Origin of the sequence: Corallococcus macrosporus DSM 14697, from assembly GCF_002305895.1 — a bacterium.
GTDB classification, from domain to species: domain Bacteria; phylum Myxococcota; class Myxococcia; order Myxococcales; family Myxococcaceae; genus Myxococcus; species Myxococcus macrosporus.
Genome location: NZ_CP022203.1, coordinates 5,728,782 through 5,741,965, shown reverse-complemented (window position 1 = coordinate 5,741,965; position 13,184 = coordinate 5,728,782). Strand labels below are relative to the sequence as shown.

Here is a 13,184-nt window from a genome sequence, read left to right as displayed (position 1 = left end):
GGACCGCCATGCGTGCCCGTCTCCAACTGCGTTCCCGCTCACGAGGTGCCGCCACGGTCGAGTTCGCGCTCTCCGTGCCGCTCCTCGTGATGATCCTGATGTTCAGCATGTACCTCACCGAGTTGGTGAGGGCGAAGCTCAAGCTCCAGGAGGCGGCGCGGTACGCCGTCTGGGAGATGACGAGCTACGCGCTCTCCGACTTCGCCAATGGCAAGCACGACGCCGCCTTCGAGGACGCCCGCCAGGAGGCCCACGAGGAGTTCATCGAGCGCTTCAAGGACATGGACTCGGTGGAGCCCAATGGCCCTGGGGGCAACTTCATTGCCCGCTACACGGATGTGACGGCCACCATCACCAACAAGGAGATTGCCCTCCTGGAGAGCGGCATGCTCAGCCGCCCGAGCACCAGCGAGGGAGGCGGCCTGGCGGGCGCCATCCTCAGCCCGCTGAACAACGGCATGGGATGGGTGCTGGACCAGTGGGGGTTCAACAACAAAGGCTGGGTCGAGTCCGAAATCGAGATGACCTACGAGAACGTCATCCTGCCCACGAGCTATCTGGACCAGAGCGGGGGCAGTGGTGGCTTCTTCAAAGAGGACATGATGGGCGGCCGCGACCTGGGCAGCCTGCGGATGAAGTCGAAGTACTCCATGTACGCCAACGGCTGGCACATGCCGGACGGCGGTGACGCCATTGTCCGCAGCCGCCGCGCCGGTCAGCACACCGCGGGTTCGCTCAGCCAGCCCCACGGTCTCTATCGGCAGGTGGACCGCATGGTCTTCCTGGGCTTCGCCTCCACCCTGGACAGCCTGGGCATTGGCCGCATCCTGGATGTGGTGGCCAAGGTGGTTCCCAACTTCCTGGGGACCTTTGTGGTGTCCCGGAACTACGGCGTGGGCGACTCCCAGAAGGGCGATTGCAACGGCCTGGCCCAATACGACGCCAGGGCCAGCAGCGGTCTGCACGTCATGCACAAGCGCAGCTTCGAGCTCACCGACCACGACCGGCCCGACTGCTTCGACACCGCGCCCTTCCGCGACGAGATGACCTACGGCGACAGCAACTACATCAAGGTCTTCAACGCGCGCGGTGAGTTCTACATGGGGTGCAAGCGGGCCATGGCCGATGACCCGTCCGACCCGGAATCCCGTCCGGAGTCCACGCGGAATGACGAGCAAGACCAGAAGGTCCCCTGTGAGTAGGAGCGCGGCCCTCCGGGCGGCGCTGCTGTGCCTGCTGCTGGCCACCGTGCCAGCAGCGGCGGAGCAGGAGCTGCCCATCTACCCGGGCACCCTCCACACGCGCATCGGCAACGACCTGGTCATTGGCGGCGAGTACTACCGCCTCGCGTACTTCACGACGCCGGACTCCATGGAGAAGGTGGCCGCCTACTTCGCCCAGAAGTGGCAGGAAGAGGGCTACCCCACCGTGATTGAAGGGGACATGAAGGACGAGGGCGTGGTGTCGGCCCTCTACACCCGCGAGGGGCTCCAGCGCGGCATCGTCCTGCGCAAGCACCTGGGCAAGACGCTGGGGTTCTCGGTGCTGCGCGACCTGTGGGTGCGGCCGCCCAAGAAGCCGGCGCCCGGCCTGGTGGCGCTGGAAGGCGCGCTCTACTCCCAGGACCTGGCCACGCGGGATGACCCGGGCGGCTCGCAGAGCCGCACCACGCTGGTGTCGGGGGAGTTCACGCAGGTGCAGCAGCAGGTGAACAAGGAGCTGGAGCGCCGCGGCTATGAGCCCGTGCGGCAGTCCGCGCTCACGGTGGGGGGCGGCACGCAGCTCACCATGGAGCACGCGCGCAAGGGCGAGCAGGTGGTGACCACCCTGGCCCCCGCCGACGAGGGCATGACCGCCGTGGTCCAGATGTGGATTGGCTCGGACCGGCCGGACGCGGTGCCCAACGATGATGCCGTGCGCCAGAGCCGCGAGGCCTATGAGAAGGACCAGGCCTCGAAGAAGGAGGGCGCGAAGTGAGGGCCTTGTTCGTGGTGGCCGCGCTGGTGCTGGCCATGCCCTCGCGCGTGGAGGCGAATCCCGCGCGGGAGCTGGTGCAGCACATGTCCCGCGGCGCCCGCGCCGCCCGGATGGGCGACTGGGTGACGTACCGCTTCAACGGCGGCGGCCTGCGCGTGTACTACTGGCGCCTGGCGGTGGTGGGCGAGGAGAAGGACAAGGAGGGCCGGGACGCGGTGTGGGTGGAGATGGAGGCGGGAACCCATCCGGCCATGAAGTCGCCGCTCGCGCAGATGCGCATGCTGGTGGCCCGGGAGGGCGACGTGATTCGCTACGACGCGATTTCCCGCCTCTACATCGGCGCGGGCTTCAGCCCGCCCCAGGAGTACTCGGACGAGGCCCTCCAGCACGTCTTGAAGCAGCAGCAGGAGGACGCGAAGGCCGCGCAGGCCGCCGCGCCCAAGACGCCGCCCAGGCTGCCCGGGGGCTTGAAGCCCGTGGCGCGCTCGGGCAAGGAGACCCGGCTGATGACGCTGGCGGGCACCGTGGCCGCCGTCCCCGTCGAGGTCGTCCTGAAGAGCACCGTCATCAAGCGGATGTGGCTCAGCCGCGAGATTCCGCTGCTGAACCTGGCCAAGATGGAGATTCCCGGCATCGGTCACTCGATGGAAGTGGCGGAGTACGGAATCGACGCCAAGCCCCGCATGCGAATCCCCGCGCCGGACGCACCGAAGGTCCGTCTGGAGTACGCGGATGCTATACTCGATGACCTGCCCGGCGCCGCGGACGACGGGCACGGACACGACACCTCTGAGGACTCGCCGTGAACCACCCGAAGACGCTGCGTTCCCGCGCCCGTAACCGTCGCGGGCAGGCCATGTTGGAGTACTCGCTCCTGAACTGGATTCTCGTCGTCGCGCTCATCGTGGGCGCGTCGGTGAAGGTCCGGTGGTCGGAGGACCGTCAGTCCAACGTCATCGACCTGTTCCTGGAGGCGTACCAGATTTATTACGACTCCTTCTATTTCGTGCTGAACCTGCCGTTCCCGTGACGGTCGGTAGCGACGTCGGCCAGCCGTCCCCCCTGGGGTTGCGGCTGGTGCACGCGGCCCTGTTCCTCGCCTTCGCCGCGGGCGTGGTGGTGGCGTCCGTCCCTGAGTGGACGCACCTGGCCCAGGCCCTGCGCCAGCCCTTCCACGCGGGCGGGGCGCCGCGCTGGCTGGTGCTGGCCGGCGCGCTGCTGGCGGTGGTGGGCACGGTGCGCCTGGGTTGGGACCTGGTGCGGGGCCGGTCCGCGCCGCTGTGGGCGTCGGGGGGCATCCTCCTGGGCGTCATGGCCACCCTGGCCGGCGGCAAGCCGCAGGGCCTGGAGCAGTCCCGCTCCGAGGTCGCGGCCAACCTGGAGCTGCTCCGCGTGGCCCGGCGCGTCCACCTGCAGATGGTGCACGAGCTCCAGTCCCACGGGGAGACCCCCCGCTCCCAGGACGCGTGGCGCGCCGCGCTCCAGCAGTCCGGCGCCAGCGAGGCGCGGGTCTTCACGCGGGCCTTCCGCCCGGTGCTGCCCCAGCTCGCCTGGCTGCCCTCCGAGTCCGCGCTGCCGGAGCCGCTCGTGCCAGGGCAGCTCGCGGTGCACGTGACGCCGGATGGGGTGGGCTTCACGGTGCGGTTGGTGGGGCTCGAAAAGGGCCAGCCGGTGCTCCTCGAGGATGACCAGGGCGCGCCGCTGGTGCTCCGAGGCCTGTACAACCCGGACCTGCCGCCTCCGTCGCAGCAGGCGCTTCCGCACACTCCTTGACAGCCCGCGCAAACAGCGCAGTTGCGGGTGCCTTGAGACTCAGCCAGTCTCGCCGGACCACATGACGCGGCGGTCCCGGCCGGTGGGTCGTCCTGGAGTGATGGAAGGAGCGCAGCATGGCGCAGGCGGCATGGAAGTGGATGGTCGTCGCGGCGGCGGTTGGGGCAGGGGTGATGGCATGCGACGGCGGCGGCGGCGGGCCCAACAACCCGCCGCCCATCAACGGCCTCGACGCGGGGACGAACGTCTTCCGCCCCGGCCTGGGCGACGACGAGGGAGAGCCGGAGGGCACGCCCTTCACCCTCCCGGAGGGCCTCAGCTACGCGGGCACCACCGTTGGCGCCGATGACATCACGGGCGAGTGTCAGAATCCCGGGACGGAGTCGAGCGGCTCGGGGACCTATGTCCGCGTCTGCGTGCCCCTGCGCAACGACACCGGCGCGCCCGTCGAGGTGGTGTTCCCGCCGGGGCTCATCGTCGTGTCCACCTCCGAGGGCCGCGGCCAGAACGGGCTGCTCATCGAGCGCACCATCATCACCGTGCCGCCCACGCCTCCTGGGCCCGGCGGGCGGGACGATGCCGGCACGCCGGACGGCGGGGTGGAGGAGAACGCCTTCATCGTCCCCCTCAACATGTACTGCCTCAACGAGGCGCTGGACCCGTCCAACCCGTACATCACCTACCGGGTCGGCAACGTCACCTCGGATGAAGCCCTCCAGGAGCTGCTGCGCCTCCTCGAGGGGAAGGTCATCGACAGCCTGGACGACGTCGGCGTGGTGCAGCACGCCCTCTACAGCATCACCGAGAGCCACGGCCTGACGTCAGAGGACCGCGAGGACATCGACGACCTCTGACGCCGCGCGGCGTCAAGTCCCGGATTGCGCGCGATACAGAGCTGTCGCGAGAGGTGGTTTTGACACCCGGTGTATCGCACGGCTAACATCACGCGCCATCCGCAGATTGCATTGCACTGTATTCCAACACTCGCTCTGGACTCCACTTCGGACTCCACGCATCGCCGCCGAACGGCTCCCCCCCGTTCTGGAGGTTCCTGAACCATGCTGAAGGGCAAGACTCCGCTTGTCGTCGCGCTCGTGCTGGGCCTGCTGGCCGGCGTCATCGCGTATTCCGCCATCAAGAAGAAGGAGGCGGATGTCCGCCGCGGATGGAACCTGGTGCCCGTCGTCGTGGCGGCGCAGGACGTCCCTGAAGGCACGGTCATCACCTTCGAGATGATCTCCCAGCGCTCGGTGCCCGAGCAGTTCGTGACGTCCTCCGTGGTGCGTCCGGACTCCGCGTCCTACATCGTGAACCAGAAGGTGCTGGTCGCGCTGCAGGCGGGTGACCCGCTGCTGTGGAGCCAGTTCGAGACGACCAAGGCCGCCGAGCGCCTGTCCTCGAAGGTGCAGAAGAAGGCCCGCGCGCTCACCATCGAGGCGAAGCACACCACGTCGGTGGGCGGCTGGATTCGCCCCAATGACCACGTGGACGTGATTGGCACCTTCCGCGATCCGCAGACGGACGAGAGCGTCGCCGTGACGCTGCTCCAGAACGTCATCGTGGTGGCCACGGGCAAGATCACCGGCACCACCAACGTGAACCTCATCCCGGAGAACCAGCGCGAGTACAGCAACATCTCGCTGATGGTGCTGCCGGAAGAGGCGGAGATCCTCGTCCTCGCGGTGGAGCTCGGCCAGCTCACGCTCAGCCTCCGCAACGAGGACGACGTGGACCTCATCGAGGAGCGCGGCCGCGCCACCATCAGCACGCTGCTGTCGGGTGAGCGCACCCGCGTGCTGGAGCAGAAGCGCCGCGAAATCATCCAGATCATCAAGGGCGGTGCCGAGCGGGCCGCGGGCGCCGGCGCGCCGTGATGGCGTGCGTCGTCCACCCTCGCTCTTAGGGAAGCGCGCACATGCTTGCTGGAATCGTCCTCCTCCTCGTCACCGGCTCGGTCTTCTTCTTCAGCCTGGTGATCTTCAGCGTCCTGTCGAAGGCGTATGAGCAGTACCAGGAGCGCTACGTCGCCAAGTCGATGAACGACTTGAGCGACATGTTCCTCTTCATCGATCCACGGCAGATGTTGATCCTCAACATCGCGTGCATGTGCTTGTCGGGGATCCTGTCGTACATCATCTTCAACCCCATCATGGCGGTGGTGGCCACGGTGTTCGGCTTCTTCCTGCCGATGCTGATGGTCAAGCACTACCGGAAGCGGCGCATCAAGAAGTTCAACGTGCAGCTCGTGGACGCGCTGCAGGCCATGGCCAACGCGTTCAAGGCCGGCCTCACGTTCCCCCAGGCCATCGAGCACGTGGCGCGCGAGGCGCTGCCGCCGCTGTCCCAGGAGTTCGGCCTCTTCGTGAAGGAAGTGAAGCTGGGTGTGCCGCTGGAGGAGGCCCTCATCAACATGGGCCGCCGCGTGGGCAGTGACGACCTGGAGCTCGTCGTCGTGTCCACCAACATCGCCCGTCAGCTCGGCGGCAACATGGCCGAGATGTTCGAGACGATCTCCACGGTCATCCGCGAGCGCTTCCGTCTGGAGGGCAAGATCGACGCGCTCACCTCGCAGGGCAAGCTGCAGGGGTGGATCGTCGCGGCGATGCCCGCGGTGCTCGGCATGGTGCTCAACTACATGCGGCCCGACCTGATGGAGCCGATGATGAACCACATCTTCGGATGGATCCTCGTCATCATCATCGCCATCATGGAAGTGATGGGCATCCTCATCATCCGGCGCATCGTCAACATCGATATCTGAGAGGTGCACCGTGGACGATGTCCTGACGCCAATGTTGATCGGCAGCTCGGCGCTCCTCTTCGCGGGCGCCGTGGGCTTCCTGGGCCTGGGCCTGTACCAGACGATGCTGGAGCGCTTCCTGTCGGAGGTCCGTGACGAGTCCACGGGCGGCATGAAGGGCGTCGGCTCGGTGGCCATCCGCCGCCTGGGCGCGATGAACCGCCGCTTCATGTGGCCCGGCTACGAGGCCAAGGCGCGCCGCAACCTCATCAAGGCGGGCGAGCCGCAGGCGTACAAGCCCGAGGACATCATGGCGCTGCAGGAAGTCAGCGCGGTGGTGGGCCTCCTCATGGGCTTCATCCTGCTCAACGGCTTCGGCGTGAGCCTGGTGTGGTCACCGCTGTTCCTGCTCTTCGGCATGTACTACCCGCTGATGTGGCTGAACGACCAGGTGAAGAAGCGCCACCTGCTCATCAGCCGCGCGCTGCCCTACAGCCTGGACCTGCTGACGCTGTCGGTGGAAGCGGGCCTGGACTTCACCGCGGCGCTGGCCAAGGTGGTGGAGAAGGGCAAGCCGGGGCCGCTGCGCGAGGAGCTGCAGCTCGTGCTCAAGCAGCTCAAGATGGGCAAGACGCGTGAAGAGGCCCTCAAGAGCATGATTGTCCGCGTGGACCTGCCGCCGCTGACGACCTTCGTCACCGCGCTCATCCAGGCCGACAAGATGGGCACCAGCCTGGGCAAGGTGCTGCGCATCCAGTCCACGCAGATGCGCATCGACCGCACCCAGCGCGCGGAGAAGCTGGCGGGCGAGGCGCCGGTGAAGATGCTCTTCCCGCTCATCGCCTGCATCTTCCCCACGGTGTTCATGGTGCTGTTCGGGCCCATCGTGTTCCAGTTCATGTTCGGAAACATCTCGGGGTAGCGCCCCGTGCCCATCCTCCTGACCATCACCCAGGGGCTCCAGACAGGACGGGAGCTCACCTTCGAGTCGGCCGAGGTCAACATCGGCCGCACCTCGGAGAATGACCTGGTGTTGCACGACCACGGCGTGTCGCGCCAACACGCCCGCATCGTGCTCCGCGACGACAAGTACTACGTCGCGGACATGGGCAGCTCGAACGGCACCGTGCTCAACGGGAGCCTGCTGTCCGGAGAGCAGCAGCTCCGGGACGGGGACAAGATTGGCGTGGGCCCGGTGGAGTTCACCTTCGTCTGGGTGCCGCCGGAAGGGGACGAGGACGCCACCCGGCCCATCCGCCGGGGGGACCCCCTCCCTCCCGTTGACCCGGACGCCACCCGCCCCATCCGCCTGAACGACCCGGTGCCCGCCGCCAGCGGCATCGTGCTGCCGGAGGGCTTCCCCACCGCGCAGCAGCCCGCGGTGGTGCCGGTGCGTCCGGGCACGGCCGCCGTGGCCAGGGCCGAGCCCGGCGAGGGCTTGTCCGCGGCGGACCGCGCGCGCCGCCGCCGGGAGCTGTCGAACAGCCCGGCGGGCAGGCTGCTGCTGTGGTGGGGCCAGCTCTCCACGCCGGCGCGCCTGGGCGTGGGCGCCGTGGGCAGCGGCCTGGTCCTGGCACTGGTGGGCGTGCTGGCCGTCATCTTCATGCCCGTGGGCGAGGGCCGCGCCTCTGGCGCGGAGCCGCAGGACCTGACCTTCGAGCTCATCTCCGATTCGTTCGGGGTGGGCGAGGGCGTGACGTGGGAGAACCCGGACCACAAGTCGTTCGCCTTCGAGTTCGTCACCCCGACGCGGGCCGTGGCGGTGGTGCACTACATGGCCAGTGGCATCTCCAAGGAGGAGGTGTCGCTGGTCGTCAACGGCGTGGACGTGGGCTGGGTGCCGCCGGACGTGAACGCCTCGACGGAGCGCGGGCTGGAGCAGATCCTCCCGCCGAGCGCGCTCAAGCGGGGCGAGCTCAACTCCTTCGTCTTCGACAACGTCCGCAACCCGCCGGGGCGGGAGACCTGGCGCGTGTGGAACCTGCGCCTGGAGATCATCCCCGTGCCGGAGCTCCCACAGGAGGAGCTGCTGGCCAAGGCGCGCCAGTACGTGTCAGCGGCCGCGCGTTTCTATGAGACGCGCGACGTCGGCGCGGAGAACCTCTTCAAGGCGTGGCAGCAGTACCGGTTCGCGTGGGTGACGCTGGAGGCGCTGGACACGAAGCCGGACATCTATCAGGACGTCCGCTTCCAGCTCGGTCAGGTAGCAGCCGAGCTGGACCACAAGTGCAGCCAGCTGATGCTCGATTTCCAACGCAGCGTACAGTACCGGAACGCGCGGACGGCTCGGGCCGCGTTGCAGGAAATGGGTCGCCGCTTCCCTACAGCCGAGCATCGCTGCCACAATCTAGGTTTGCAGTTGGCTTACGAGCACGAGCTGTAGGCGCGTGCTCCCTTCGACAGGAAGTCGGTGATTCGCATGTCCAACGGTTCCCCTCCGGCACGCCGCAGGCCCCCCTCGGGGGCGCCCACGGGTGGGACCGGGTCCCGTCCCGCCGTGCGCAGGACGTCCGCCCGGCCCGCGCCCGCCCCCGTCTCGTCCGCGGCCCGGCTCATCTGCATCGCTGGCCCCAAGGATGGTGAGGAGTTTGCCCTGTCCGAGGAGGAGTACGTCATCGGGCGAGCGACCGATAACGCCATCTGCATCCCGGACACCTCCGTGTCCCGCAAGCACGTCATGGTGCGGAAGGTGGGCGGGGGCTGGGCGGTGAGCGACCTGGGCTCCGGCAACGGCACGCTCATCAACGGCGACGTCATCAGCGACGAGACGCCCCTGGCCAACGGCGACGTCATCACGCTGGGCGACACGGAGCTGCGCTTCGAGGACGTGGCCAACTCCACGATGATGGTGAGTTCGCCCGCGGCCGCGCCCGGACCGCGTCCCCGTCCGGCGGCCTCTGGCAGCCGCGGCGCGGTGCCGCCCCGTCCGGGGCCCCGTCCGGAGGGGGGCCGCGTGCGCAGCGCGCGCTCGTCGGCGGCCGCGGCGCCCTCGCCCGAGGAGCTGAAGAAGAAGAAGCTCATCAAGCTGGGCGCGGTGGGCGCGGTGGTGGTGCTGTTCGCGGGGCTGGGCGTGGTGCGGATGAACGTCCAGAAGCAGCAGCAGGCGGCCGCGGAGGAGGCCCAGCAGGGCAAGGACCGCCGGGCCTTCCTGGGAGGCCTGTTCCAGGACGCGAAGAACCTGGTGCGCGAGGGCAAGTGGGTCGAGGCGAAGGCCAAGCTGGAAGAACTCCAGGCGGAGGCCCCGCAGTACCCGGGCGTGGCGGACTACCTCGGGCACGCCGCGCGGGAGATTCCCGTCCAGGAGAAGCTGATGGCGGCCCAGGACGCCCTGGCGAAGAAGGAGCTGGGCAAGGCCGGCACGTTGCTGGCCGCCACGGGGGAGAGCCAGTTCCTCTACGAGCAGGTGAACGCCGCGAAGCGCGCGCTTTCGGAGGCCGCGGACACGCGCACGCTCGAGGCCCGCAAGCTGCTGGACGAGAACCAGCTCGACATGGCCAAGGCCATCACCGACGACGTCCTGATGGCCTTCCCGGAGCACCGCGACGCGAAGCTCATCAACGAGCAGGCGGCGCAGGCCATCATCGTCCGTGACACGCCCAGGCCCGTGGTCCAGGGGCCCGCGCCCAAGCCGTGGGAGCCCGCCGTCGACCGCTTCCGCGACGGTGACATGTCCGGCGCAGTGGCCATCCTCAACGCGTGCATGGCGCGCACGCAGCAGTGCAAGAAGGTGCTGGGGCAGGTGACCGAGTTCGGCAACCTGTACAAGCGGCTGGAGGACCTGGATGCCAAGGGCCTGTCCAAGCTGATGGCGCTGGACAGGAACATCACCGGCGGCCGCCCCAGCAAGATGGCGCGCAACGCGGGCACGCGCGCCGCCACCATCTTCTACAAGAGCGCCGCGGGCGCGAAGGCGGCGGGCCAGTGGAGCCGCGCCATGGACTACTCGCGCAAGGCGCTGCAGGCGGACCCCGGCCACGCGGGCGCGTCCAACATCATCTCGGAGCTCAGGGCGAAGGCGAAGGACGTCTACCTCCAGGCCTACTCCCTGAAGGACGGGAGCCCCGACGAGGCCCTGCCCAAGTTCAGGGACGTGGTGGCCATGACGCCGCCCGACGACGAGTACCACGGGAAGGCGAAGTCCTGGGTCGAGAAGCTGTCTCGATGACCCGGCGCAAGGTGGGAGGCGGCACGCCGCCGCCGGTGGGCCAGCAGGGCGACCTGTTTGGCGGTGGCGCCTCCACCCCGCGTGCGCCCACGGCCGCGCGGAAGTCGGCGGCGCCCAGGCCGCCGCCGCCGGTGGAGGAGGACGGCACCTCGCTCCTGGGGCCCATGGAGGGCGCGCCACCGCCGCCGCCCAAGCCCGAGCGCGTGGTGCTGTCGGTGGGCGAGCTGACCCGCCAGCTCAAGCAGACGCTGGAGTCGCGCTTCGCCCGCGTCATCGTGCGCGGCGAGGTGACGGGCTTCCGCGGGCCCAACGCCCGGGGGCACTGGTACTTCTCCCTGAAGGACGCGGGCGCGGCCATTGACGCCAAGGTGTGGGCGTCCATGGCGGCCCGGCTGCGCTTCGCGCTGCGCGACGGCATGGAGGTGATCGCCGAAGGCAGCGTGGACCTCTACGAGCCGCAGGGCCGCTACAGCCTCATCGTCCAGCGGCTGGAGCCGGTGGGCGAGGGCGCGCTGGCGCTGGCCTTCGAGCAGCTCAAGGAGCGGCTGGCCCAGGAGGGGCTCATCGGGCCCGGGCGGGTGCGTCCCCCCAGGCCGCCGCCGTTCCTGCCCCGGCGCATCGGCGTGGTGACGAGCCGCACCGGCGCGGCGCTCCAGGACTTCCTGCGCGTGCTGCACTCGCGCAACCCGCGGCAGAGCGTCCTGGTGGCGGACGCGCGCGTGCAGGGTGAAGGCTCCGCCGTGGAGGTGGCCCGCGCCATCGAGCGGCTGGCGCGCACGGACGTGGACGTCATCGTGGTGACGCGCGGGGGTGGCTCGGTGGAGGACCTCTGGACCTTCAACGAGGAGCGGGTGGCCCGCGCCATCTTCGCCTCGCCGGTGCCGGTGGTGTCCGCCATTGGCCACGAAATCGACTTCACCATCGCCGACTTCGTGGCGGACCTGCGCGCGCCCACGCCCAGCGCCGCGGCGGAGCGGCTGGCGCCCGTGCTGGCGGACCTGGAGCTGACGCTGGCCACGCAGGCGGGCCGGCTGCGGCGCGCCATGGAGCGGCGGGTGCTGGAGCTGCGCGAGGAGCAGGGGCAGCTCGCGTCGCGCCTGGAGGACCCGCGCCGGGCCATCAACCACCAGCGGCTGCACCTGTCCGAGCAGGTGGAGTCGATGATGCGCGTGCTGCGGCCCGCGGTGCGTGGGCACCGTGAGCAACTGCGGGCGCTGACGGAGCGGCTGCAGCGGGCGCGTCCCCAGGCGCGCCTGGGTGAACAGCGGGCGCACCTCTTGAAGCTGGCCATGCGGCTGTCGGAGGCGGTGCGCGCAGGTGTGGCGACCCGGCACGGCGCGCTGGCGACGGCGCGGCTGGGGCTGGAGCGGGCCTCGCCGGCGGGGCAGGTGGCGCGCGAGCGTGCCCGGCTGGCCGCGCACCGGGCGCGGCTGCTGGCGCTCCAGCAGGGGGCCCTGGCGGATGCACAGAAGCGTTTCCAGCGTCTGGAGGGACGTCTGGACGCCATGAGCCCGTTGAAGGTGATGTCGCGGGGCTATTCGGTGGTGTTCCGCCAGCGCGACGGCGCGGTGGTCCGCACCGGCGCGGATGTCCAGGTGGGCGAGCGCCTGGGGTTGAAGCTCGCGTCGAACGGGGCGAAGACGCTGGGTGGGTGTGAAGAAATCGAAGCCACCGTCACGGCGGTGAAAGGGCCGGTGGACTGCTGACGGGCCACCCTCTAGAGTCCCGCGCCCCACACGGGGAGGTGGATGGCAGTGGCGAAGTCGGACAAGGCGCCCAAGGCGGACAAGGTGGCGGAGGCCGAGGTCCCCGAGCAATACGGGGACGTGGTCTCCCGGCTCGAGGAGACGGTGGGCCGTCTGGAGAGCGGCAATCTCTCCCTGGAGGACTCGCTGAAGGCCTTCGAGGAAGGCATCCGGCTGGTGCGCCGGGGCGAGAAGCTGCTCACCGAGGCGGAGCAGCGCATCGAGCAGCTCCTGCTGGACGAGGACGGCAACGACGTGGTGGCGCCCCTGTCGGTGGCGGCACGGCCGGCGGCGGCCGCACCCGCGGCGCCCCGGGCTCCCGCTCCCCGTCCGCCCCCGGAGGATGACGTCCCGTTCTAGGCGTTCCGGGCGCGTCCATTTCCGGCATGTCGAAGCCGAAAATCACCATCGTCGATGACGACCGCGACACGCGGGAGCTGCTGGCGGCGGCCCTGGAGGACGAGGGCTTCGCCGTCACCCTGGCGGCCAACGGCCTGCGGCTCATCGCGTCGCTCCAACTGCACCGGCCGCACGCCATCCTCCTGGACGTGAACATGTCCTGGATTGACGGCTTCGAGCTGTGCCGGGCGGTGAAGAAGAACGAGCAGTTCCGGGACATCCCCGTCATCTTCATCAGTGGCCGCGGCGAGCCCGAGGACAAGCGGCACGGCATGGCGGTGGGCGCCGCGGACTACTTCGTCAAGCCGCTGGACATGGACAAGCTCGTCAGCCGCATCCGCGAGCTGGTGCCCGCCCAGATTCCATAAGAGGAGCAAGGACGCGC

The 13,184-nt window shown here is 69.3% G+C and carries 14 protein-coding genes; all 14 read left to right on the top strand.

The genetic code is table 11. From position 1 onward, the window contains the following. Window positions 1-8 precede the first annotated feature (8 nt). The 14 genes from MYMAC_RS22930 (at window position 9) to MYMAC_RS22865 (ending at window position 13,167) form a co-directional block, all read left to right on the top strand. Entirely contained in the window at window positions 9-1,202 is a 1,194-nt protein-coding gene (locus MYMAC_RS22930; RefSeq protein WP_095959643.1) for a TadE/TadG family type IV pilus assembly protein, read from the top strand. Then, window positions 1,195-1,977, top strand: a complete 783-nt coding sequence (locus MYMAC_RS22925; protein ID WP_013941219.1) for a hypothetical protein — start codon at window positions 1,195-1,197, stop codon at window positions 1,975-1,977. Before MYMAC_RS22930 ends, MYMAC_RS22925 begins: the two co-directional genes overlap by 8 nt. Beyond that, window positions 1,974-2,783, top strand: a complete 810-nt coding sequence (locus tag MYMAC_RS22920; protein ID WP_095959642.1) for a hypothetical protein — start codon at window positions 1,974-1,976, stop codon at window positions 2,781-2,783. Before MYMAC_RS22925 ends, MYMAC_RS22920 begins: the two co-directional genes overlap by 4 nt. Then, complete coding sequence (locus tag MYMAC_RS22915; RefSeq protein WP_043711694.1) at window positions 2,780-3,007, top strand: hypothetical protein; 228 nt, start codon at window positions 2,780-2,782, stop codon at window positions 3,005-3,007. The genes MYMAC_RS22920 and MYMAC_RS22915 overlap by 4 nt, the downstream gene beginning before the upstream one ends. Further along, the gene (locus tag MYMAC_RS38405) at window positions 3,004-3,750 is read left to right on the top strand and encodes a hypothetical protein (RefSeq protein WP_095959641.1); all 747 of its coding nucleotides are present in this window, start codon (window positions 3,004-3,006) and stop codon (window positions 3,748-3,750) included. The genes MYMAC_RS22915 and MYMAC_RS38405 overlap by 4 nt, the downstream gene beginning before the upstream one ends. A 116-nt stretch (window positions 3,751-3,866) precedes the next feature. Continuing rightward, a complete protein-coding gene (locus MYMAC_RS22905) occupies window positions 3,867-4,604 on the top strand; it encodes a hypothetical protein (protein WP_095959640.1) in 738 nt (245 codons plus the stop codon). Between the two features lie 204 nt (window positions 4,605-4,808). Continuing rightward, window positions 4,809-5,624, top strand: coding sequence for a Flp pilus assembly protein CpaB (gene cpaB / locus MYMAC_RS22900; protein ID WP_013941214.1), 816 nt, complete (start codon window positions 4,809-4,811; stop codon window positions 5,622-5,624). 41 nt (window positions 5,625-5,665) lie between these two features. Beyond that, on the top strand, window positions 5,666-6,511 hold the full coding sequence (locus MYMAC_RS22895) for a type II secretion system F family protein (RefSeq protein WP_013941213.1): 846 nt from the start codon (window positions 5,666-5,668) through the stop codon (window positions 6,509-6,511). Window positions 6,512-6,521: 10 nt separating this feature from the next. Continuing rightward, on the top strand, window positions 6,522-7,412 hold the full coding sequence (locus MYMAC_RS22890) for a type II secretion system F family protein (protein ID WP_043711691.1): 891 nt from the start codon (window positions 6,522-6,524) through the stop codon (window positions 7,410-7,412). A gap of 6 nt (window positions 7,413-7,418) precedes the next feature. Beyond that, entirely contained in the window at window positions 7,419-8,873 is a 1,455-nt protein-coding gene (locus MYMAC_RS22885) for an FHA domain-containing protein (protein WP_095959639.1), read from the top strand. A gap of 27 nt (window positions 8,874-8,900) precedes the next feature. Further along, complete coding sequence (locus tag MYMAC_RS22880; protein WP_095959638.1) at window positions 8,901-10,655, top strand: FHA domain-containing protein; 1,755 nt, start codon at window positions 8,901-8,903, stop codon at window positions 10,653-10,655. Next, window positions 10,652-12,361 (top strand): exodeoxyribonuclease VII large subunit, encoded by a 1,710-nt coding sequence (xseA, locus tag MYMAC_RS22875; protein WP_095959637.1) that lies wholly within the window; start codon window positions 10,652-10,654, stop codon window positions 12,359-12,361. The genes MYMAC_RS22880 and xseA overlap by 4 nt, the downstream gene beginning before the upstream one ends. Before the next feature lie 42 nt (window positions 12,362-12,403). After that, the gene (xseB, locus tag MYMAC_RS22870) at window positions 12,404-12,760 is read left to right on the top strand and encodes an exodeoxyribonuclease VII small subunit (RefSeq protein ID WP_043711687.1); all 357 of its coding nucleotides are present in this window, start codon (window positions 12,404-12,406) and stop codon (window positions 12,758-12,760) included. Between the two features lie 26 nt (window positions 12,761-12,786). Further along, window positions 12,787-13,167, top strand: coding sequence for a response regulator (locus tag MYMAC_RS22865; RefSeq protein ID WP_013941207.1), 381 nt, complete (start codon window positions 12,787-12,789; stop codon window positions 13,165-13,167). Window positions 13,168-13,184: the final 17 nt, after the last annotated feature.